The organism is Streptomyces sp. NPDC020807 (assembly GCF_040641575.1).
Taxonomy (GTDB): domain Bacteria; phylum Actinomycetota; class Actinomycetes; order Streptomycetales; family Streptomycetaceae; genus Streptomyces.
Map to the genome: position 1 here is coordinate 373,455 of NZ_JBFADU010000005.1, position 21,049 is coordinate 394,503.

The 21,049-nt window shown below is 72.7% G+C and carries 12 protein-coding genes; 4 read left to right on the top strand and 8 right to left on the bottom strand.

The window, feature by feature from the left end; genetic code table 11:
* The first annotated feature begins 236 nt into the window (after positions 1-236).
* A complete protein-coding gene (locus AB0G79_RS11795; RefSeq protein WP_360804048.1) occupies positions 237-6,119 on the top strand; it encodes an RHS repeat-associated core domain-containing protein in 5,883 nt (1,960 codons plus the stop codon).
* Positions 6,120-6,212: 93 nt separating this feature from the next.
* Here the strand turns inward: AB0G79_RS11795 and AB0G79_RS11800 are convergent, their stop codons facing one another.
* Positions 6,213-7,058, bottom strand: a complete 846-nt coding sequence (locus tag AB0G79_RS11800) for a class I SAM-dependent methyltransferase (RefSeq protein WP_360804051.1) — start codon at positions 7,056-7,058, stop codon at positions 6,213-6,215.
* 105 nt (positions 7,059-7,163) lie between these two features.
* Between AB0G79_RS11800 and AB0G79_RS11805 the strand changes: the two genes are divergently transcribed.
* Complete coding sequence (locus AB0G79_RS11805; RefSeq protein WP_360804054.1) at positions 7,164-7,751, top strand: TetR family transcriptional regulator; 588 nt, start codon at positions 7,164-7,166, stop codon at positions 7,749-7,751.
* A gap of 14 nt (positions 7,752-7,765) precedes the next feature.
* Here the strand turns inward: AB0G79_RS11805 and AB0G79_RS11810 are convergent, their stop codons facing one another.
* The 6 genes from AB0G79_RS11810 to AB0G79_RS11835 all read right to left on the bottom strand — a co-directional run bounded on the left by AB0G79_RS11810 (position 7,766) and on the right by AB0G79_RS11835 (position 17,021).
* Entirely contained in the window at positions 7,766-8,923 is a 1,158-nt protein-coding gene (locus AB0G79_RS11810) for a glutamate--cysteine ligase (protein ID WP_360804057.1), read from the bottom strand.
* A 297-nt stretch (positions 8,924-9,220) separates the two neighbouring features.
* Complete coding sequence (gene pntB / locus AB0G79_RS11815) at positions 9,221-10,639, bottom strand: Re/Si-specific NAD(P)(+) transhydrogenase subunit beta (RefSeq protein ID WP_360804060.1); 1,419 nt, start codon at positions 10,637-10,639, stop codon at positions 9,221-9,223.
* Position 10,640: 1 nt separating this feature from the next.
* Positions 10,641-12,173 carry a Re/Si-specific NAD(P)(+) transhydrogenase subunit alpha gene (locus tag AB0G79_RS11820; protein ID WP_360804063.1) on the bottom strand — a complete coding sequence of 511 codons (1,533 nt, stop codon included), beginning with the start codon at positions 12,171-12,173 and terminating at the stop codon, positions 10,641-10,643.
* Between the two features lie 200 nt (positions 12,174-12,373).
* On the bottom strand, positions 12,374-13,750 hold the full coding sequence (locus AB0G79_RS11825; RefSeq protein ID WP_360804066.1) for a deoxyribodipyrimidine photo-lyase: 1,377 nt from the start codon (positions 13,748-13,750) through the stop codon (positions 12,374-12,376).
* Positions 13,751-13,880: 130 nt separating this feature from the next.
* Complete coding sequence (locus AB0G79_RS11830) at positions 13,881-15,398, bottom strand: SDR family oxidoreductase (RefSeq protein ID WP_360804069.1); 1,518 nt, start codon at positions 15,396-15,398, stop codon at positions 13,881-13,883.
* Positions 15,399-15,524: 126 nt separating this feature from the next.
* Positions 15,525-17,021, bottom strand: coding sequence for a DHA2 family efflux MFS transporter permease subunit (locus AB0G79_RS11835; RefSeq protein WP_360804072.1), 1,497 nt, complete (start codon positions 17,019-17,021; stop codon positions 15,525-15,527).
* A 177-nt stretch (positions 17,022-17,198) separates the two neighbouring features.
* On the opposite strand from AB0G79_RS11835, the gene AB0G79_RS11840 reads away from it, so the two are divergent.
* Positions 17,199-17,699: a pyridoxamine 5'-phosphate oxidase gene (locus tag AB0G79_RS11840; protein WP_360804075.1), complete on the top strand. Its 501-nt coding sequence runs from the start codon at positions 17,199-17,201 to the stop codon at positions 17,697-17,699.
* On the opposite strand, the gene AB0G79_RS11845 is transcribed toward AB0G79_RS11840, so the two are convergent.
* Positions 17,665-19,056, bottom strand: coding sequence for an FAD-binding oxidoreductase (locus AB0G79_RS11845; protein ID WP_360804078.1), 1,392 nt, complete (start codon positions 19,054-19,056; stop codon positions 17,665-17,667). The two genes, AB0G79_RS11840 and AB0G79_RS11845, sit on opposite strands and share 35 nt — an antisense overlap.
* Positions 19,057-19,587: 531 nt before the next feature.
* On the opposite strand from AB0G79_RS11845, the gene AB0G79_RS11850 reads away from it, so the two are divergent.
* Positions 19,588-21,021: a SulP family inorganic anion transporter gene (locus tag AB0G79_RS11850; protein ID WP_360804311.1), complete on the top strand. Its 1,434-nt coding sequence runs from the start codon at positions 19,588-19,590 to the stop codon at positions 21,019-21,021.
* Positions 21,022-21,049 lie beyond the last annotated feature (28 nt).

The window sequence follows — 21,049 nt, forward strand, 5'->3', positions numbered from 1 at the left end:
TGATAATTGCGTCCCTCGCACCCGTCAATTCCGCCGGAGCCGCCCCGACTGACTGGAGATTGCCCGACCTCAGGCGGGGCGAGAGCGTCGCCGTCACCCCGGTCGCATTCGGCCAGAGCGCAGCGCTGAATCGCCCTGACGAGACGGCCAAGGCCCTTGCCGAAGCGGCTCGGGATCGGCGTGCTCCGGAGAACCGCTCCCCCGTCCGCGTGCGCGGCCTGTCCGCCGGAGTCTCCGTGGCCGACGCCGCCACGACCCGGCGCTCCGGTGTCCAGGGCCTGCTCTTCCAGGTGACCGGTGACGCCGCCGGGCCGTCGAAGACCGAGGTGTCCGTCGACTACGCCGCCCTCCGCCGGACGTACGGCGGTGAGTGGAGCTCCCGTCTCCGGATCGTCAGCCTGCCCTCCTGCGCGCTGACCACACCGTCCGAGCCCCGGTGCAGCATCCGTACACCGCTGCCGACACACAACGACACCCGCGCCGCGAAGCTGACCGCCACCGCCCCTCTCGGCTCCGCGGCTCCGGCTCCGGCGGCCGCCAAGAGCCCGGTCTCGCCCCTGATGAGGGCCGCACTGGGCGGCGGTGCCACCGTGCTCGCCGCGGAGGCCGACAGTGCGGGCACCAACGGTGACTTCAAGGCCACCCCGCTCCAGGCTTCGGGTTCGTGGAGCGCGGGCGGCTCCTCCGGCGGCTTCAGCTGGAACTACCCCCTGACGGTGCCGACCGTGCCGGGCGGCATGGACGCCAAGCTGTCCCTGGGCTACTCCTCGCAGAGCGTGGACGGCCGCACCGCCTCGACCAACAGCCAGCCGGGATGGATCGGCGACGGCTGGTCCATGGAGCCAGGCTTCATCGAGCGCCGCTACCGCTCGTGCGCGGACGACATGGACGGCGGCACGAACACCGAGAAGAGCGGTGACCTGTGCTGGTTCACCGACAACGCGACGATGAACCTCGGCGGCCGCACCACCGAACTCGTCTACGAGGAGGGCAAGGGCTGGCGCGCCCAGGCCGACTCCGCCGACCGGATCGAGCGGCTCACGGGCGCGGCGAACGGCGATGACAACGGCGAGCACTGGAAGGTGACCACCGCCGACGGCACCCAGTACTTCTTCGGCCTCGACCGGCTCCCCGGCTGGACGACCGGCAAGCCCGAGACCGAGTCCACCTGGACCGTGCCGGTCTACGGCAACCACGCCGGCGAACCCTGCCACAACGCCTCATTCGCGTCCGGCTGGTGCAAGCAGGCGTGGCGCTGGCAGCTCGACCACGTGATCGATGCCCGCGGAAACGCCCAGGCCTACTACTGGAAGGCCGAGACCAACAACTACGACCGCGGCACCGTGGCCAGCGCCTCCCAGGGCACCCCGACCTCCTACGTCCGGGGCGGCTGGCTCGACCGGGTCGAGTACGGCCTGCGCACCGACACCGTGTACACGGCCCCGGCCATGGCCCAGGTGAAGTTCGACGTCACCGACCGCTGCACCGCCGACTGCCACCTCTTCGACAAGGACCACACCGCCAACTGGCCGGACGTGCCGGTCGACCAGCACTGCGCCGACGGCACGCAGTGCGCCGGCCGCTACAGCCCGACCTTCTGGTCGAAGAAGCGACTGGTCACCATCACCTCGAAGATGCTGACCGCGGGCACCTACAAGAACGTGGACTCCTGGGCGCTGGAGCAGACCTTCCCGCCCACCGGCGACGGCACCACGCGCGCCCTGTGGCTGTCCACCATCCAGCGCACCGGCCACACCGCCGGTGATCTGCCCCTGCCCAAGGTGACCTTCCTCGGCAAGCAGCTCGCCAACCGGGTCGACAAGACGGGCGACGGCCTGCCCGCGTACGTCCGCTACCGCGTCTACCAGATCAACACCGACACCGGCGGCAGCATCGGGGTGACCTACTCGGATCCCGGCTGCACCGCCACGACCCTGCCGCCGGCCGACGCCACCAACACCACCACCTGCTACCCGGTGAAGTGGGCCTTCGAGGGCGACACGGCGAAGCTCGACTGGTTCAACAAGTACCTCGTCGCCGAGGTGACCGAGGGCGACAACCTCGTCGAGACCCCCGACGTCGTCACGCGGTACAGCTACCGTGACGGCGCCGCCTGGGCGAAGAGCGAGGACGAGTTCACCAAGCCCGCCGACCGCACGTACGGCGAGTACCGCGGTTACGGCCGGGTGCAGGTCCGCAAGGGCGACGGCCTCGACGCCCGGAGCTTCGCGGAGTCCCGCTACTTCCGGGGCATCGACGGCGCGCAGGTCACGGACTCCACCGGGGCCGTCGCGACCGACCGCCCCGAATTCGCCGGCATGACGCGGGAGAGCGTCTCCTACGACGGCGAGACGGGCGACTGGGTCAAGGCGACCTCGACCGTCCCATGGCGCTCCGAGCCGAACGCCACCCGCACGCGCACGGGGCTGCCGCCCCTGGAGGCGCGCTACACCGGCAACGGCCAGGAAATCACCCGGGTCAGGACGAGCGGCGGCGAGCGCAAGGCCTCCACGACCACGGAGTACGACGAGTACGGCATGGTCAAGGCCGTCACCGACTCGGGCGACGCGTCCCAGACGGGCGACGAGACCTGCAAGCGCACCGAGTACGCCCGCAACACCGACCGGAACATCCTCGGCGCGGTGTCCCGCACGGAGAAGGCCGCCGGCGCCTGCGACGCGACCGTCAACCGTCCGGCCGACGTCATCTCCGACACCCGCTCCCTGTACGACGGAGGGGCCTTCGGCGCCGCGCCCACCCGGGGCGAGGTGACCCGGAGCGAGGTGATCAACAGCCTCGGCAACGGCTACGACGTCAAGGCGACCGCCACGTTCGACACGTACGGACGCCAGATCACGGCCACCGACACCTTCGGCCAGACCACCCGCACCGACTACGTCCCCGCCACGGGCGAGACGGCGCTGAAGACGGTCGTGACCAACCCCCTGGGCTTCGTCGCCACCACCACCTTCGACCAGCTCCGCGGCCTGCCCGTCACCATGGAGGACCTCAACAAGAAGACCACCACCACGAAGTACGACGCGCTGGGCCGGACGAAGCAGGTCTGGCTTCCCGGCCGGGCCGCCGCCACCTACCCGACCACCCCGCACTTCTCGTACGACTACCTCGTCCGCACCGACGGTCCCGTCGTCGTCTCCACCAGCACGCTGACCGAGACGGGCGCCTACCGCACGACGCACGAGTTCTCCGACGGCCTGCTCCGCAACCGGCAGACCCAGGCCCCCGCGCCCGGCGGCGGCACCCTGGTGACCGAGAACTTCTACAACACCCTCGGCCAGAACTGGAAGCACTCGGGCCAGTTCCACACGCCCACCGCCCCGTCGACCACGCTCGTCACCGGGGAGGAGCTGAAGTACCCGGCCTCGACCGAGACGCTCTACGACGGCGCGGGCCGGGTCACCGACGTCATCTCCAAGAAGTTCGGCGACGAGAAGAGCCGTACGACCACGATCGACCAGGGCGACCGGGTCACCGTGGTCCCGCCCGCAGGCGGCACCGCGCGGACCACGCTCACCGACAGCCTGGGCCGTACGACCGAGACCCGCGAGTACACGGACCCGGCACGCACCGCGTACCAGTCCACCCGGTACGCGTACGACCGCCTGGGCCGGCTGGCCAAGGTGACCGACGCGGCCGGTCGCGAGTGGACCTACGGCTACGACGTCCGCGGCCGCAAGACCTTCGTGAAGGACCCGGACACCGGCCGGACGGAGTTCACCTACGACCGCGGCGACCGCGAGACGGACACCAAGAACGCCCTCGGCACCGTCCACCACACCGACTACGACCTCCTCGGGCGCAAGACCGCCGTCAAGGTCAACGGCGTCCTGACCACCGAATACGTCTACGACACGGTGGCCAAGGGCCGGCAGACCGCCGCGAAGCACTACGTCGACGGCTACGCGTACGTCTCCGAGGTGACCTGGTACAACAACCGCTACCAGGCCACGCAGAGCCAGCTGACCGTCCCGGTCGGCAAGGGCGACCTGGGCGCACTGGCCACCACGTACAAGTGGACCTCCGGCTTCAACGCGATCACCGGAAAACCGGAGTTCGTCGAGGAACCGGCGGTCGGCGACCTGCCCAAGGAGCGCATCGCCACCCGCTACGACGCCGACGGCCTCCCGGTGAGCACCACGGTCGCCGGCGCCGTGCTGGCCGGCCCGACCTCGTACGACTCCTACGGCCGTGCCCTCCGCACCGAGTTCGGCGAGTTCGGCAAGAAGGTGTGGCAGAGCAACGAGTACGACGAGCACACGGGCCGGCTGATCCGCACCGTCACCGACCGCGAGACCGCGCCGCAGCGCCTGGACGACACGTCCTACGCCTACGACCCGGGCGGCAACGTCACCGAGGTCGCCACCGTCTCCGGCCAGGACGCCCAGCGCGTCAGCGACACCCAGTGCTTCCGCACGGACGGCCTGCGCCGCATCACGGACGCCTGGACCTCCGCCGACTGCGCCACCGGCCCTTCGACCGGTTCGGTCGACGGACCGGACGCGTACTGGCAGTCGTACACCTACGACGCCATCGGCAACCGCCGCACCGAAGTCCAGCACGCGGTCACCGGCGGCCCCGCCGCCGACATCACCCGCGCGTACGCGGCGCCGACCACCGGAGCGCGGCTGCCCTCGGTCACGACCACGGGAGGCCCGAGGAACGGCACGACCGAGCAGTACACGTACGACGACACGGGCAACACGACCCGCCGTCAGCTGCCGGGCTCCGACCAGACCCTGAAGTGGGACCTGGAGGGGCACCTGTCCCAGGTGAGCGAAGGCACCACCACCACCGCGTCGTACATCTACGACAGCGAGGGCCAGCGGCTGATCCGCAAGGACGCCTCCGGCACGACGCTGACCCTGCCGGGCGGCACCGAGCTGCTCCTCAAGCCCGGCGGCACCGTCGTCGGCACCCGCTACTACACGCACAACGGCGCCACCGTCGCGGTACGCAAGCAGGGCACCCTGTCCTTCCTGTTCACCGACCACCACGGCACCGCCACCCTCCAGGTGGACTCCGCCACGCACGCGGTGTCGCGCCTCCGGTCGATGCCGTTCGGCGCGCCCCGGGGAACGCAGCCGTCGGCGTGGACCGGCGAGCGCGGATTCGTCGGCGGCACGAAGGACACGTCCACCGGCCTCACCCACCTCGGGGCCCGCGAGTACGACCCGGCCCTCGGCCGGTTCGTCTCGGCGGACCCGGTCGTGGACCTCAGCGACACCCAGCAGATCAACGGGTACGCGTACGCCCACAACAACCCGCTCGCGTCGAGCGACCCGACCGGGCTCATCGACCCGGGGATGATGGAGTACTGCGAGGACAACGGGAGCGAGTGCGAGCACGGGCGGGTGAAGTGGGAGGAGCCGCCGGTAGAGGACTTCATCACCGCGGCGCTCGAGGCGGGGTTCGGCAAGCAGCCGCACGGATCACAACGGACACCCATCCCCGTGAAGCCTGGCGAGGACCGCGGCATCATCATGGTCCGCTACTACATCCACACCAAGACGGCAATTCGGACCCTCCTCCTCGGCGACAATCGCGGCCCCAGCGAGGACCCCGAGGCGCCCTACCGGATGACACTGTTCTGGGACACCGCCACGGGCCAGTGCACTTTCACGATCGCTCCCTCTGACAGGGCTGTAGCCGTCTATGAGACGGTGAAGATGAGCCGGGCCGTCGGCTTCAGAGTCATCGACCACAAGAAGGGCGAGGAGATCCCAGCCAATCCGATCAAGGTCGACGGGTGGCCGGGCGACACCAACGGTGGGACTAACGTGCTGAATGTGAACAGTCAAGGCTCCAGCGTCTCCCCGCAGAAGCTCGACATCGGCGTCCACGCCGTCAACAGCTTCATCAACCAGTTCGCGGTGGACAACCAGCTCACCGTGGAGGCAACCACCACAGACGTCCGGATCACACGCAAGGGCGATGCCTATCCCGACATGGAAGTCGTGCAGTACCGCCGGGGCATGGCACCCCGGGTGATCGCCCGGGATGCGATGGCGAGCGAACACGGACTCGACTCCATCCCCCTCTGGCCCTGGAGAAAGATCAACCGCACCTGGGTGAACGGCGACTGCGTCAGCGGTTGCTGAGCCTCACCTGAACGCCCACTCGGCCCGGTCCCCCTCACAGGGACCGGGCCGAGTGGTTTCCCGGCCCGCCTCACCCGGAGGGTTTCGCCGGACTCAGGCGGCGCGGATGGCGGTCAGAAGTCGGCCGGTGCCGCGGAGGCGGATCGCGCCGTCGCTCTCGTGGGCCGCGAGGCCTTCGGTCAGGCGGCGGCGCGCTTCGGCCCGGGCAGCGGGACCGACGGCGGCGAGGAGGTGTCGGCCGGGGCCCGAGTCGAGGAGGAAGTCCGCGGCCTCCTCGGCGGTGCGGCCCCAGTTCCCGTGCGCCTCCACGCGTTCGGCCCGCACGTCCCGCAGGCCCGCCGCGCGGAGCAGCCCCGTGGCCGTGGCGGGGGCGGCGAGGGAGAACATGCCCGGTCCGCCGGGCTCGCCGAAGCCGCCGGTGGGCAGGATGTCCCCGAGCGCGGTCAGCGCGGACAGCCATTCGTTCTCTTCTGGCTCCGCCGCGCACAGGAAGGCGACCCGCCCGCCCGGGCGCAGCGCCGAGGCGATGTTCGCGAACGCGGCGGCGGGGTCGGCGAAGAACATGATGCCGAAGCGGCTGATCGCGACGTCGAACGCGGCCCGCGGCAGGTCGTGGACCTGGGCGTCGCCGTGGGTGAAGGAGATGTTGGCGAGGCGCTCGGCGGCGGCGACCTCGCGGGCGCGCTCGACCATGGGGCCGGAGAGGTCGAGGCCGGTGGCGTGCCCCCGTGCCGCCGCGCGGGAGGCGAGCCGGGTGGTCGCGCCCGCTCCGCAGCCGATGTCGAGGACGTGGTCGTCGGGGCGGATCGACGCTGCCGCGAGCAGCGGCTCGTCGAAACCGGCGTTGATCGCGTTCCAGCGGTCGTGATGGGCGGCCCAGTGCGTGCCTTCGTACCCGTTCCACGCCTGTGCCTGAGCGGTGTTGGCGGTGTTGTGCATGCGGATCGACCTCCGGCGGAGTGGCGAGAGCCCTAGAATGGGCGCACGCCCAAACAGTATGGGCACTCGCCCATACTGGCAACGCCCTTGCCCAGGAGGAACGTGATGTCACCGCGCGGAGTCGCCATCGAAGGCCTGCGGGAGCGGTTGTTCGCGGCGGCGGAACGCGTCCTCGCCCGGGACGGGGCCGCGGCGCTGACGAGCCGGGCCGTCACGGAGGAGGCCGGCTGCTCCAAGGGAGTGCTGCACACGCACTTCACCGGGCTGGACGAGTTCGTCGCGGACCTGGTCCTCCACCGGTTCGCCGAGGCCGCCGGACTCTCGGAGGACTTGCCGGCACGCGCGGGCGCCGGTTCCGTCGAGGAGAACCTCACGGACGTGGCCTCGGCGGTGCTGTCCCTGGACCCGGGGCTCGTCGGCCTCGCGGTGACCCGGCCGGCGGCGGCGCAACGCGTCCGCGAGGCCTGGGCGGGCGGCGCCCCGGGGTTCGCCGCGATCCAGGACGCCATCGGCCGCTACCTGCGGGCGGAGCAGGAGCTCGGCAGGGTGGCCGTGCCCCTGGACGTGGAGACGGTGGCGCTCGCGCTGGTCGGGACGCTGCACCACCTCCTCATGACCGGCTCGCCCGACGCGGGACCGGAGTCCCATGCGCACGTCGGGCGACTCGTCCGCGCGCTGATCCGTACGGAGTGACGGGCTCCGCGACCTCAGCCGGCGCCGTGCTCGTACGGGGCGGTGACGGCCTTCCGCTGCGCCTCCGAGACCTCCGGGAGGCTGCCCCGGCGGCGGTGGGCCGCGCGCTGGCGTTCGGCGCCGGTGCCCAGGGCGCGCAGCCTCGCCCAGCCCGCGGTGACCGCGTCCAGGTCGCCGTGGCGGAGGAGGGCCGGCCGGAGGTCGTCGAGCATTCGGTCGACGAGGGTGGCGGCCGGCACGAGGCGCCGGGTGCGCAGGTCCACGGCGTCTCCCGTCAGGCCGTCGCGCGCGGCGCGCCAGCAGGCGGCCCGCAGCAGTGCCTGTGACGGGCGGAGGGCGGGCCTTCCCGCCTCGATGTCCGCGAGGGCGGTGGCGACGAGGCCCCGGGTGACCGCGGCGAGCAGGACGGTGTCCGCGACCGTGGGGACGGCGTCGAACACCCGGATCTCCAGGGTGGGCACGTGGACGGAGGGGCGGATGTCCCAGTACAGCGCGGCGCGGTCCATGATGGTGCCGGTGGCCGTCAGGTCCTCGACGAGCGCGTGGAACTCGTCCGCCGACGCGAAGTGCGGCGGCGGACCGGCCGCGGGCCAGCGGGCCCAGGCCAGGGTGCGCCAGCTCGCGTACCCGGTGTCCCGGCCCTGCCAGAACGGCGAGTTGGCGGAGAGCGCGATCAGCTGCGGTAGCCGGCCGCGGAGGTGGTTGCCGACCGTCAGGGCGAGCTCCACGTCCGGGACGCCGATGTGGACGTGGCAGGCGCAGATGGTCTGTTCGTCGTCCAGGGCGCCGAACATCGCCACGCTCCGGGCGTACCGGGGGCCGTCGGTCACGGCGAGCGGGCTGGGCTGCGGCAGGACGGGCGTGCCGCTGGAGACGACGCCGAGGCCGTGCCGGGCGGCGGCGCGCACGACGGCCGCGCGCAGGGAGCGGACCTGCTCGGCGAAGGCCGCCAGACTGGTGTGGGGGTCGGTGCGCGCCTCGACCTGGTAGGCGGTGATCTCCGTGGTGACCCGCTCCCCCAACTCGGCGGCGGCGTCGGTCACCACCTTCTGCGCCTCCGGCCGGAGTTCACCGGTGGCCGGGTCGACGAGCAGGTACTCCTCCTCGGCCCCCAGGGTCAGCGTCCCTCGGTGCCACGCCGTCCCCGCGGATAATCGTCCTTGAGTGGTCACGGTCATCATCCTGTCTCCGGCGGAGACGTCGAAACCTCCACGCTGCCCCCTTGACCACATACCGTCGGCCGATGGGCGCGAACACCGTACGGATCGAGCCGCTCCGGCCCGACGAGGCCGAGCGGGTGCTCGGCATCTACCGGGCCGGCATCGACCGGGCCGGCATCGGCGGGGGCGACGCGACGTGAGAGACGCGGGCCGAGAACGCCGCCACCACGGCGTCTGGCGGGACGTCGTCCTGCCGGAACGCCGCAGCGCCGTGGTGGACTGACCGGGACCGGTGCACGCGGGCGCGGGTCAGAGCGCGCCGACGATGTCCTCGACGCGGGCCTTGGCGTCGCCGAAGAGCATGGACGTGTTGTCGCGGAAGAACAGGGGGTTCTGGACGCCCGCGTAGCCGGAGGCCATCGAGCGTTTGAAGACGATGACCTTGTTCGCCTCCCAGACCGTGAGGACCGGCATGCCGGCGAGGGGGCTCGACGGGTCCTCGGCGCCGGCCGGGTTGACGGTGTCGTTGGCGCCGATGACCAGGACGACGTCGGTGTCGGCGAAGTCCTCGTTGATCTCGTCCATCTCGAGGACGATGTCGTACGGCACCTTGGCCTCGGCCAGGAGCACGTTCATGTGGCCCGGCAGCCGGCCTGCGACCGGGTGGATGCCGAAGCGCACGTCGACGCCCTTGGCACGCAGCTTCGAGGTGAGCTCCGCGACCGGGTACTGGGCCTGGGCGACCGCCATGCCGTAGCCGGGGGTGATGACCACGGAGCTCGCGGCGGAGAGCAGTTCGGCCGCGTTCTCGGCGGTGATCTCGGTGTACTCGCCGTAGTCGACGTCCGCGCCCGAGGGGGCCTCGATGCCGAAACCGCCCGCGATGACGGAGACGAACGAACGGTTCATCGCCTTGCACATGATGTACGAGAGGTAGGCACCGGAGGAGCCGACCAGGGCGCCCGTGATGATGAGCAGGTCGTTGCCGAGCAGGAAGCCGGACGCCGCGGCCGCCCACCCGGAGTAGCTGTTGAGCATGGAGACGACCACGGGCATGTCGCCGCCGCCGATCGAGGCGACCAGGTGCCAGCCGAGGGCGAGCGCGAGGACGGTGACGGCGATGAGCAGCCACAGTGCGGGCGCGATCACGAACCAGACGGTCAGCGCGGCGAACAGGCCGAGCGCACCGAGGTTGAGGGCGTTCTTGCCCGGCAGCGTCAGCGGCTTCGAGCTCATCCTCGCGGACAGCTTGAGATTGGCGACGATCGAGCCGGTGAAGGTGACGGCACCGATGAACACACCGATGAAGACCTCGGCGTGGTGGATGCCGAGGGTGCCGAGCGCGTCCAGGGTTCGGGCTTCGTGGCCGCCGGGCCGGTGCTCGACGTCGAGGTAGCCGTTCCAGCTGACCAGGACGGCGGCGAGGCCGACGAAGGAGTGGAGCAGCGCGATGAGTTCGGGCATGCCGGTCATCTCGACGCCCCGGGCGCGCCGGAGTCCGATCAGGGCGCCGACGACCATCGCGAGGACCATGAGTCCGAGGCCCGCGGTGCCGACGTCGCCGTCGAGGGCGAGGACGACCGTCGCGACGAGCGCGACGGCCATGCCGAGCATGCCGAAGGCGTTGCCGAGGCGCGCCGACTCGTGCTTGGAGAGTCCCGCGAGGGCCAGGATGAACAGCAGCGCGGCGACGAGGTAGGCCGCCTGTGCGGCGAGGGTCGCGGTCATGTCAGCTCCTGTTGAACATGGCGAGCATGCGACGCGTCACCGCGAAGCCGCCGAAGACGTTGATGCTGGCCAGCAGGATCGCCACGGCCGAGAGGACCGTGACCGCGGTGCTCCCGTGTCCGATCTGGAGCAGGGCGCCGACGACGATGATCCCGGAGATCGCGTTCGTCACCGACATCAGCGGCGTGTGCAGGGCGTGGTGGACGTGGCCGATGACGTAGTAGCCGATCACGATGGCGAGGACGAAGACGGTGAGGTGCGGCAGCAGCGCCGCGGGGGCGAAGCCGGCGGCGAGGAAGAGCAGCAGCGCGGCCAGCGCCACCCCGCCGAACCTCCGTCGCGCCGTCATCGGCGTCTTCGCGACCGGCGCGACCGGTTCGGCGGCGGCCGCGGGGGCGGCCGGGACGGGGGTCGCCGAGACCTGGACCGGCGGGGGCGGCCAGGCCGACTCGCCGGCGCGGACGACGGTGATCGAGCGCTGCACGGGGTCGTCCCAGTCCAGGACCAGCGTGCCGTCCTTGGCCGGGGTCATGAGCTTCAGCAGGTTGAGGAGGTTCGTGCCGTAGAGCTGCGAGGCCTGCGCGGGGAGGCGGCCCGCGAGGTCCGTGTAGCCGAGGATCGTCACGCCGTTGTCCGTGACGGTCTTCTCGCCCTTCACGGTGCCGACGACGTTGCCGCCGTTGGCGGCGGCCATGTCGACGATCACGGACCCCGGCCGCATGCTCGCGACCATGTCGGCGGTGATGAGCGTCGGGGCGGGGCGGCCCGGGATCAGGGCGGTCGTGATGACGATGTCGGCCTCGCGGCACTGTGCCGCGTACAGCTCGGCCTCCCGCGCCTTGTAGGCGTCGCCCATCTCCTTCGCGTAACCGGTCGCCGACACCTCCGTCTCCGGGGACTCGATCGCCAGGTACTCGCCGCCCAGCGAGCGGACCTGGTCCGCCACCTCGGGGCGCGGGTCGGTCGCGCGGACGACGGCACCGAGCGAGCCCGCCGTGCCGATCGCGGCGAGACCGGCGACCCCGGCGCCCGCGACGAGCACCTTCGCCGGGGGCACCTTGCCGGCCGCCGTCACCTGGCCGGTGAAGAACCGGCCGAACTCGTGCGCGGCCTCCACCACGGCCCGGTAGCCCGCGATGTTCGCCATCGAGGACAGGACGTCCATGGACTGCGCCCGGCTGATGCGCGGCACCGCGTCCATCGACAGCGCCGTGAACGGCCGGCGGCCCAGCTCCTCGACCATCGCCGGGTCGAAGGCGGGCGCGAACAGGGCGATCACCGTCGCCTGCGGCCGCACCCCGTCCAGTTGGACCGGGCTGGGGGCGTTGACGCCGAGCACCACGTCGGAGGCCGTCGCGTCGCCGAGGGTCGCTCCGGCCGCCTCGTAGGCGCCGTCGGGGAATCCGGCCGCGTCGCCGGCGCCGGAGTCGACGACGACCTCGTACCCCAGTGCGCGGATCTGTTCGACGGTCGCCGGTGTGGCCGAGACGCGGTGCTCACCCGCCCGCGCCTCTCTGAGGACTCCGACAATCACGGTTCTCTCCGTTCCCTGGGTCCGGGCCCGCGCGCACCGCCGAGGCGACGCACGGCGTCGCCTTCCTCCGTGCGAAACGCACCGATTCGCATCGTTTGCGCATCGTACGCGCACGGTGGGGGCACGGACGACACCGTTCACGCCGTCCGCACGGCCGCCGGGGGCGGGTGGACCAGGGGGTCCTCAGTCGCCGAGTCCCCTCAGTCGTCGAGTCCCCTCAGCCGCCGGAAGCGCGCCAGGCCCTCGGAGAGCTCGATCAGCGGGTCCGGGTAGTCGAGGGCCGCCCGGTCGAGTCCGGTGAGCCGCCAGGGCTCGTGGACGGCCGGGCCGTCGAGTCCGGCGAGCTCCGGCACCCAGCGCCGGACGTAGGCGCCGTCGGGGTCGTACCGCTTGGCCTGGGTGACGGGGTTGAGCACGCGGTTCGGACGGGTGTCCGTGCCGGTCCCGGCCACCCACTGCCAGTTGAGCTGGTTGTTGGCGACGTCGCCGTCCACGAGGAGACCGAGGAAGTGCCGCGCCCCTTCGCGCCAGTCGACGCCCAGCGTCTTCGACAGGAACGAGGCGGTGATCAGCCTGCCCCGGTTGTGCATCCATCCCTCGTGGGCGAGTTGGCGCATGGCGGCGTCGACGAGGGGGTATCCGGTACGCCCCTCGCGCCAGGCGGCGAGGTCCGCCTCGGCGTCCGGCCCCGTCCGCCAACTCCCGTTCCGGGATCGGTAGTCGGCGGTGGCCGCCCCGGGGCGCGCGGCGAGGAGCTGGTGGTGGAAGTCGCGCCAGCACAGCTGCCGTACGAACGCGTCGGCGCCCGCCCCGCCCCGCTTGGCCGCCCGGTGCACCGCCTCGGTGGCGGAGAGGGTGCCGAAGTGGAGGTGGGGAGAGAGGCGGGAGGTGGCGTCGCCCGCCAGGTCGTCGTGCCGGTCCTCGTACGCGTCGAGGGGACCGTCGAGCCACGCGGCGAGCCGCTTCCGCGCCTCGCTCTCGCCGCCCGCGGGCAGGGCGGGCGACACGCCGGCGACGGCGGAGCGCCGGGGTACGCGCGCGGAGCGCAGGCCGGGCGGTACGTGCAGCGTCCTCGGGGCGGCGAAGGGGACCCGTACGGGTTCGGCGGCCCAGCGCCGCAGGTAGGGCGTGAAGACGGCGAAGTGGTCCTTGCCCTGCGGAAGGACGTCGCCGGGCGGGACGACGGTGACGACGCCGTCGTGCACGTACAGACGGCAGCCGTCCGCTTCGAGGGCCGCCCTGAGGCGTGCCTCCCGCCGCTGCGCGAAGGCCGTCACGCCGGCGGCCATGTGGACCTCGTCGGCCTCGGCCTGCCGCACCACCGCCAGCAGTTCGGCGACGGTGTCCCCCTCCCGCACGACGAGACGGCCGCCCCGGTCCTTCAGGGAGCGGTCGAGGTCCGCCAGGCAGTCCGCGAGGAAGGCCAGGCGGTTGGGTGCGCCGAATCCCGCCCGGTCGACGGCCGGGTCGCGGACGAAGACCGGCACCACCCCGTCGGCCGCCCGGGCCGCCGCCCTCAGTGGCGGGTGGTCGTGGACCCGGAGGTCGGAGGTGTACAGAACGACGGAGACGGTCATGGCGCTCTCTCTGCTCGGGGTGTGCCACTCCTTCAGGGGTGGTTCCCTCGTTCCCGGCCCGCCGGATGCGGCCGGACGGCATCCGGTCGCACGGCATCCGGTCGGACGGCATCCGGTCGGACGGCTCCTCTCAGGGGGTCCCGCCGGCCCGTCCGCCCTCCGACTCGGCCGTTCGGGCGATGTTCCGCGCCATGCCGCCGAAGACCACGGCGTGGAAGGGCGTCACGCCCCACCAGTACGCCTGTCCGGCCAGGCCGCGCGGGTGGAAGAGGGCCCGCTGCCGGTACCACGTGCGCCCGCTCTCGTCCCGGTCCACCGACATCTCCAGCCAGGCGAGTCCGGGCAGGCGCATCTCCGCCCGCAGGCGCAGCAGGCGTCCCCGGTCGATCGCCTCCACGCGCCAGAAGTCCAGGGCGTCCCCCACCCGGAGGCGCTCCGCGTCCCGGCGCCCGCGCCGCAGCCCCACTCCCCCGGCGAGCCGGTCGGCCCACCCGCGTACGGCCCAGGCCAGCGGGAAGGAGTACCAGCCGTTCTCGCCGCCCACGCCCTCGATGACCCGCCAGAGCGCCTCGGGGCTCGCGTCGACGGCGCGGGCGCGCCGGTCCGTGTAGAGGCTGCCGCCCGCCCAGTCCGGGTCGGTGGGGAGCGGGTCGCTGGGCGCGCCGGGCGGTGCGGCGGTGGACCAGCGGGTCGTGACCCGCGCCTCCCGGACGCGGCGGAGGGCGAGCCGGAGGGCCTCGGCGAAGGGGATGGGGCGGCCGGGGCCGTCGGGGACGTACCGGGTGATGTCGCGCTCCGCGCAGACCACCTCGTGGCGCAGGGACTCGGTGAGGGGCCGGGCCAGGGAGGCGGGCACGGGGGTGACGAGCCCGATCCACTGGCTGGAGAGCCGGGGGGTGAGCACCGGTACGGGGACGATGAGGCGCTTGCGGAGCCCGGCGACCTCGGCGTACCGCTCCATCATCTCCCGGTACGTGAGCACGTCGGGGCCGCCGACGTCGAAGGTCCGGTTCACGTCGGCGGGCAGGTCCGCGCTGCCCACCAGGTAGCGCAGCACGTCGCGGACGGCGATGGGCTGGACGCGGGTGCCGACCCAGCTGGGGGTGACCATGACGGGGAGCCGTTCCGTCAGGTAGCGGAGCATCTCGAACGAGGCCGATCCGGAGCCGATGACGACGGCGGCCCGGAGCACGGCGGTGGGGACGCCCGAGTCGAGGAGGATGCGGCCGACCTCGGTGCGGGAACGCAGGTGCGGCGAGAGCTCGCTCTCCGGTACGCCCTCCGGGACCAGGCCGCCGAGGTAGACCATGCGCCGGACGCCGGCGGAGCGGGCCTCGGCGGCGAAGGTGCGGGCGGCGAGGCGGTCGGCGTCCTCGAAGCGGGCTGTCGAGCTCATGGAGTGGACGAGGTAGTAGGCGACGTCGACGCCGGTGAGCGCGGCTCCGAGGCTCTCGGCGTCCGTGACGTCTCCCCGGACGATGTCCACCCGGTCGGCCCAGGGGAAGTCGCGGAGCTTGTCCGGACGGCGGGCCAGGCATCGGACGCGGTAGCCGGCGTCGAGGAGCTCGGGCACGAGGCGGCCGCCGATGTAGCCGCTGGCGCCGGTGACCAGGCAGCGGGCGCCGTCGGCCCTGGTGGGAGTGTCCATGCGCTGATCCCTTCCGCCGGCCGTCCTGGCGTACACACGCCCGTGGAAGTACTTCGCCGCCGCGCGGCTCCGCGGATGCGGGGCCGCGCGGCGGCGAAAGAGGGACGGCGGGAGGGGCCGGGCGCGTCAGTCGGACGTGGCGGCCGTCTTCGCCGTGGGGTCGTCCTCGGCCTGGGCCTCGGGCGCGGCGGGCGCCTCGGGGACGGGGGGCGTGCGGACCAGCAGGGCCACGAGCACCGCCACCGCTCCGAGCGCCGCGCCGACCCCGAAGCCCCAGCGGATGCCCGTGGCGAGGGCGTCCGTGGCGTCGGCGCCGCCGGCGGCAGCCGTGACGGCACGCCCCGACATGACGCTGATCATCAGGGCGGTGCCCGCGGCGGCGGCGACCTGCTGGAGCGAGCCCAGGATCGCGGAGCCGTGCGGGTACAGGTGCGGGGGGAGGACGGACAGGCCCGAGGTGAAGACGGGGGTGAAGACGAACGCCATGCCGGCGCTCAGCGCGACGTGGAGGACGAGCACCACCCACGGCGAGGTGCCGGGGCCCGTGAGCGCGAACAGCGCGAGGCAGAGCGCGGTGAGCGCGGCTCCGGGGACGACGAGCCGCGGCGCGCCGATGCGGTCGTAGAGCTTGCCGACCTGCGGTCCGAGCAGGCCCATGGTCAGGCCGCCGGGGATGAGGAGCAGGCCGGTCTGCAGGGAGCTGAGGCCCTGGACTTCCTGGAGGTAGATGGGCAGCAGGATGAACGCGCCCATGAGCGCCATGAACGTCAGGCACATCAGGGCCAGCGCCACCGAGAAGTGACGGTACGTCAGGGCGCGGAGGTCGAGGAGCGGGGTGGAGGAGCGCTGGAGAGCCAGCTGCCGCCAGACGAACAGGGCCACCAGCGCGGCGCCGACGACGGTCGTGGCCTCGGGCGGCACGACGGTCGAGGCACCCTCGCCCGCTCCGAGTCCGCCCAGGCCGTAGACGAGGGCGCCGAAGCCCGCCGCCGCGAGCGGGACGGACAGCCAGTCGATCGGGACGGCCTGCGGCTCGCCGATGTCCACGAGGTTGCGGCGGCCGAATATCGCCATGGCCACGGCGATGGGGAGCACGGCCAGGAACAGCAGCCGCCACGTGCCGAGTTCGAGTAGCACGCCGGAGACGGCGGGGCCGAGCGCGGGCGCGACGGAGATGACGAGGGTGATGTTGCCCATGACGCGGCCGCGGTCGCTCGGCGGCACGAGCGTCATCAGCGTCGTCATGAGCAGCGGCATCATCACGGCGGTGCCGCTCGCCTGGATGACGCGCGCGACCAGGAGCACGGGGAACGCGGGCGCGGCCGCGGCCAGGGCCGTACCGACGATGAACAGCGTCATGGCCAGGCCGAAGGCGGTCCGGGTCGTCACGCGCTGGAGGAACCAGCCGGTCACCGGGATGACGACGGCCATGGTCAGCATGAAGGCGGTGGACAGCCAACCCGCGGCCGAGGCGGTGACCTCGAACTCCCGCATGAGGCGCGGGATCGCGTTGACCATGATCGTCTCGTTGAGGAGCACGACGAACGTGGACAGCACCAGGATCCGCAGCACGGCGGTGACGCGTTCGGGCGGCAGAGTGGGGGTTGCGTGCGGTGCTTGCATGGTGCCTTCCGTCGGGTGAGTGCCCTCCGCCGGGGAGCGGGCGAGTCACGGGGCAGACCGCGTCGCGGGCGGGAACTCATCGGTTTTTCCCCGATCATGACGACGCCACGAGCCATCCTCAAATGAATTTTCGACGACATCGATAGGCTCGCCCCCTATGAGAGGAGTCGGTGCCCCGTGGTGCCTCTGCCCGAGGAACTCGCTTCCGCGCTGCGGTCGCTGTCCACCCTGACGCTCGCCTACACCGACGCCGAGGGCCCCCAGGCGTGCGCGGTGCTGTACGCCGTCGCCGATCCCTCCGCCGCGTCGCTCGTCTTCGTCTCCGACCCGGTCGCCACCCGGCACGGGCGGGCCCTCGCGGCGGGTGGGAGCGAGGGCGCGGCCGTCGCCTTCACCGCGCAGGCCGACGGGCAGGAGTGGAGCCGGCTGACGGGTCTCCAGGGCCGCGGGCGGTGCCGCCGCGCGGTGGGCGCGGAGCGGGAGGCGGCGTTCGCGGCGTACGCGGACCGCTTCCCGTTCGTCCGCGAGGACGCGAGGCTGCGGGCCGCGCTGGCCGCCACCGCGCTCTGGGAACTGCGGCCCACCTGGCTGCGGTCGGTCGACAACGGCCGCGGGTTCGGGCACAAGACGGAGTGGACACGTCCTACGGCGCCACCGTCGGCGGGATGTTCTGGTTGAGGGCGAAGGCGTTGCCGGGGTCGTACCGGTCCTTGAGCTCGACGAGGCGGGCGTACTTCTCGTCCCCGTAGGAGGCGCGGAGCCGCGCTCCCTCGTCGGCGCCGATGAAGTTGGGCACCGATGTGCCCGTCGTCCACGGGCGCATGGTGTCGTGGAAGGAGCGCGTCCACTCGATGTGCCGTTCGCGCCCCTCGTTCCCCCACCAGACGGCGAGGCAGAAGTACACCCACTTCGTGGGCGGGGTGGCGAGGGCCATGGCACCGGGGTCGAGGCGGTCCATCTCGCCGCCCAGGGGGCAGAAGATCACCTCGGTCAGCGGCGAGGACACCGAATCGGCCTTCGCGATCGCCGCGTCGATCGCCTCGTCCGGCAGCTCGGGCAGGTAGTCGACCTTGAAGTACTCGCTGACGCCGACGGGCGTGCCGTCGTCGAGCATCCGCTGGACGGCGGTGTACGGCATGGGGCCGACCCGCCGGACCCACGGGTCGCCCCACTCGACCAGGGGCCGCAGGGCCTCCTCGCCGCGCGCGGCGTCGCCGACGTACACGACGATCACGCCGACGGCCGGCCGGCCTCGGCCCTCCTCCGGTACGAACTCCTCGGGCGGGGCGGTGACCAGCGCGACGGCCCCGCCCACCTCGTCGGGCGCCCGCTCCAGGAAGTCCCGGTAGAAGCGGAGGAGCGGGCCGGCGACCGCGCGCGGGTGCAGCAGCATCCCGGCGTACAGGAGCGGCCCGACGGGGTGGAGCCGGAAGCCGAACTCGGTCACGACGCCGAAGTTGCCGCCGCCGCCCCGCAGGCCCCAGAAGAGGTCGGCGTTCTCCCGCTCGTCGGCGTGGAGGATCCGCCCGTCGGCGGTCACCACGTCGGCCGAGGTGAGGTTCCACGCGGACGGTCCGTACATCCGCTCCAGCCAGCCGGAGCCGCTGCCCAGGGTCAGGCCGGCGACCCCGGTGTCGGAGACGCGGCCGCCGGTGACGGCGAGGCCGTGCTCCTGGGTCGCCGCGTCGAGCTCGCCCCAGGTGAGCCCGGCGCCGAACCGTCCGGTGCGGGCCTCGACGTCGATGTCGACGCGCTTCATCGGGCTGGTGTCGACGACGAGTCCGCCCTCGCAGGAGGCGAAGCCGGCGGTGGCGTGGCCGCCGCCGCGGACCGACACGTCGAGGCCTCTCTCACGGGCGTACAGGAGGGCGGCGCGGACGTCCTCGGGGCCCGTGCAGCGGGCGACGAGCTCGGGATGCTGGTCGTGGTCGCGGTTGACGCACCGGCGGACGGACTCGTACGCGGGGTCGGCGGGTCCGACGGTCTCGCCCCGGAATCCGGGGATGCGGGCGGAGGGGTGCTGTGTGGTGGTCATGGCGGTGGTTCCTGCCGTCGACGGGCGTCGAGGGCGGCGGCCACGGGGCCACGGGCTCGGGACGTCGCGTCGGGCCTCGGCGGACGCGGCCACCGGCCGCTGCCGTACGCCGTCAGTATGCGACCGGACCCGCCGGTAGGCGATTCGGGCGGCGGGAGGCCGACTGGGGGCGGGAGGGAGCGCGGGCGGCCGGCGGGAGGACCGGGCGATCGGCGGGAGGGCGGCCGACGGGAGGGCGGCGCGGACGCCGCCGGTCGCGCTCGCCCGGGGACGTCGCCGAGGGGGCCGCCGGGGAGGCCGGCGGGGGCGGTGATCCGCCCGGGTGCGGCGCCGGTACCGTGGAGGGTCGTCCCGTTCCCCGTACGCTCGCCCGTCCCCGGCGGTGTGCCCGCCCCGACAGGTCTGCCCTTCGTGTCCGACTCCCCCGTCTCCCGAGACCCCTCCGTCCCGACCGGCGTCCCGACCGGTGTCCCCGCCGGCGCGCGAGCCTCCCGGTTCGGCTCGTTCCGGCCGTCCTGGCTCTCGCCGAAGGTGCTGCGCACCGAGGTGCTGGGCGGTCTCGTGGTCGCGCTCGCGCTGATCCCCGAGGCCATCTCGTTCTCGATCATCGCCGGGGTCGATCCGGCGATCGGCCTCTTCGCCTCCTTCACGATGGCCGTCACGATCGCCTTCGTCGGCGGCCGGCCCGCGATGATCTCCGCCGCCACGGGCGCGGTTGCCCTGGTCATCGCCCCGCTGAACCGGCAGCACGGCTTCGGCTACCTCGTGGCCGCCGTCATCCTCGCCGGGGTGATGCAGATGGCCCTGGGCGCGCTGGGCGTGGGCAGGCTGATGCGGTTCATCCCGCGCTCGGTGATGGTCGGTTTCGTGAACTCGCTCGCCATCCTGGTCTTCATGGCCCAGGTGCGGCAGCTGTGGGACGTGCCGTGGGCGGTCTACCCGCTGTTCGCCGCCGGTCTGGCGCTGATGGTCCTGTTCCCGCGCGTGACGAAGGCGGTCCCCGCGCCGCTGGTCTCGATCGTCGTCCTCACCGTGATCACGGTGGCCGCGGGCATCGCCGTGCCCACCGTCGGCGACGAGGGCGCCCTGCCGACCTCCCTGCCGGTCCCGGGGCTGCCGGACGTGCCCTTCACGCTCGACACCCTGACGCTGATCGCGCCGTACGCGTTCGCCATGGCCCTGGTCGGCCTGATGGAGTCCCTGATGACGGCGCAGCTCGTCGACGAGATCACGGACACCCGCTCGTCGAAGACCCGGGAGGCCGTCGGCCAGGGCGTCGCCAACGTCGTCACCGGGTTCTTCGGCGGGATGGGCGGCTGCGCGATGATCGGTCAGACCATGATCAACGTGAAGGTCTCGGGGGCGCGGACCCGGCTGTCGACGTTCCTGTCCGGCGTGTTCCTCATGGTGTTGTGCGTCGTCTTCGGGCCCGTCGTCTCCGACATCCCGATGGCCGCCCTGATCGCCGTCATGGTCATGGTCTGCTTCGCGACCTTCGACTGGCACTCCGTGGCGCCCCGGACGCTGCGGCGGATGCCCGCCGGCGAGATCACGGTGATGGTCGTGACCGTGGTGTGCGTCGTGGTCACCCACAACCTCGCCGTCGGCGTCGTGACCGGCTCCGTCACCGCGATGGTCGTCTTCGCCAAGCGCGTCGCCCGGCTCGCGGACGTCACCGCCGTCACGGACCCGGACGGGTCCCAGGTCGTGTACGCCGTCACCGGGCAGCTCTTCTTCGCCTCGTCGAACGAGCTCGTCGGCCGCTTCGACTACGCCGGGGATCCCGCCAGGGTCGTCATCGACCTGTCCGCCGCGCACATCTGGGACGCCTCGTCCGTGGCGGCGCTGGACGCGATCGAGCACCGGTACGCCCAGCGCGGGAAGACCGTGGAGATCACGGGCCTCAACGGGCCGAGCGCCCGGCTGCACGGCTCGCTCAGCGGGGAGCTCACCTCGGCGGGGTGAGTCCCGGCGGGGGCGGGCTCCGGCGGGG

Coding starts and splice junctions, on each gene's coding strand:
- AB0G79_RS11800 (WP_360804051.1), bottom strand. CDS start 7,058: ATGCACAACACCGCCAACACCGCTCAGGCACAGGCGTGGAACGGGTAC.
- AB0G79_RS11805 (WP_360804054.1), top strand. CDS start 7,164: ATGTCACCGCGCGGAGTCGCCATCGAAGGCCTGCGGGAGCGGTTGTTC.
- pntB (WP_360804060.1), bottom strand. CDS start 10,639: ATGACCGCGACCCTCGCCGCACAGGCGGCCTACCTCGTCGCCGCGCTG.
- AB0G79_RS11825 (WP_360804066.1), bottom strand. CDS start 13,750: ATGACCGTCTCCGTCGTTCTGTACACCTCCGACCTCCGGGTCCACGAC.
- AB0G79_RS11830 (WP_360804069.1), bottom strand. CDS start 15,398: ATGGACACTCCCACCAGGGCCGACGGCGCCCGCTGCCTGGTCACCGGC.
- AB0G79_RS11835 (WP_360804072.1), bottom strand. CDS start 17,021: ATGCAAGCACCGCACGCAACCCCCACTCTGCCGCCCGAACGCGTCACC.
- AB0G79_RS11845 (WP_360804078.1), bottom strand. CDS start 19,056: ATGACCACCACACAGCACCCCTCCGCCCGCATCCCCGGATTCCGGGGC.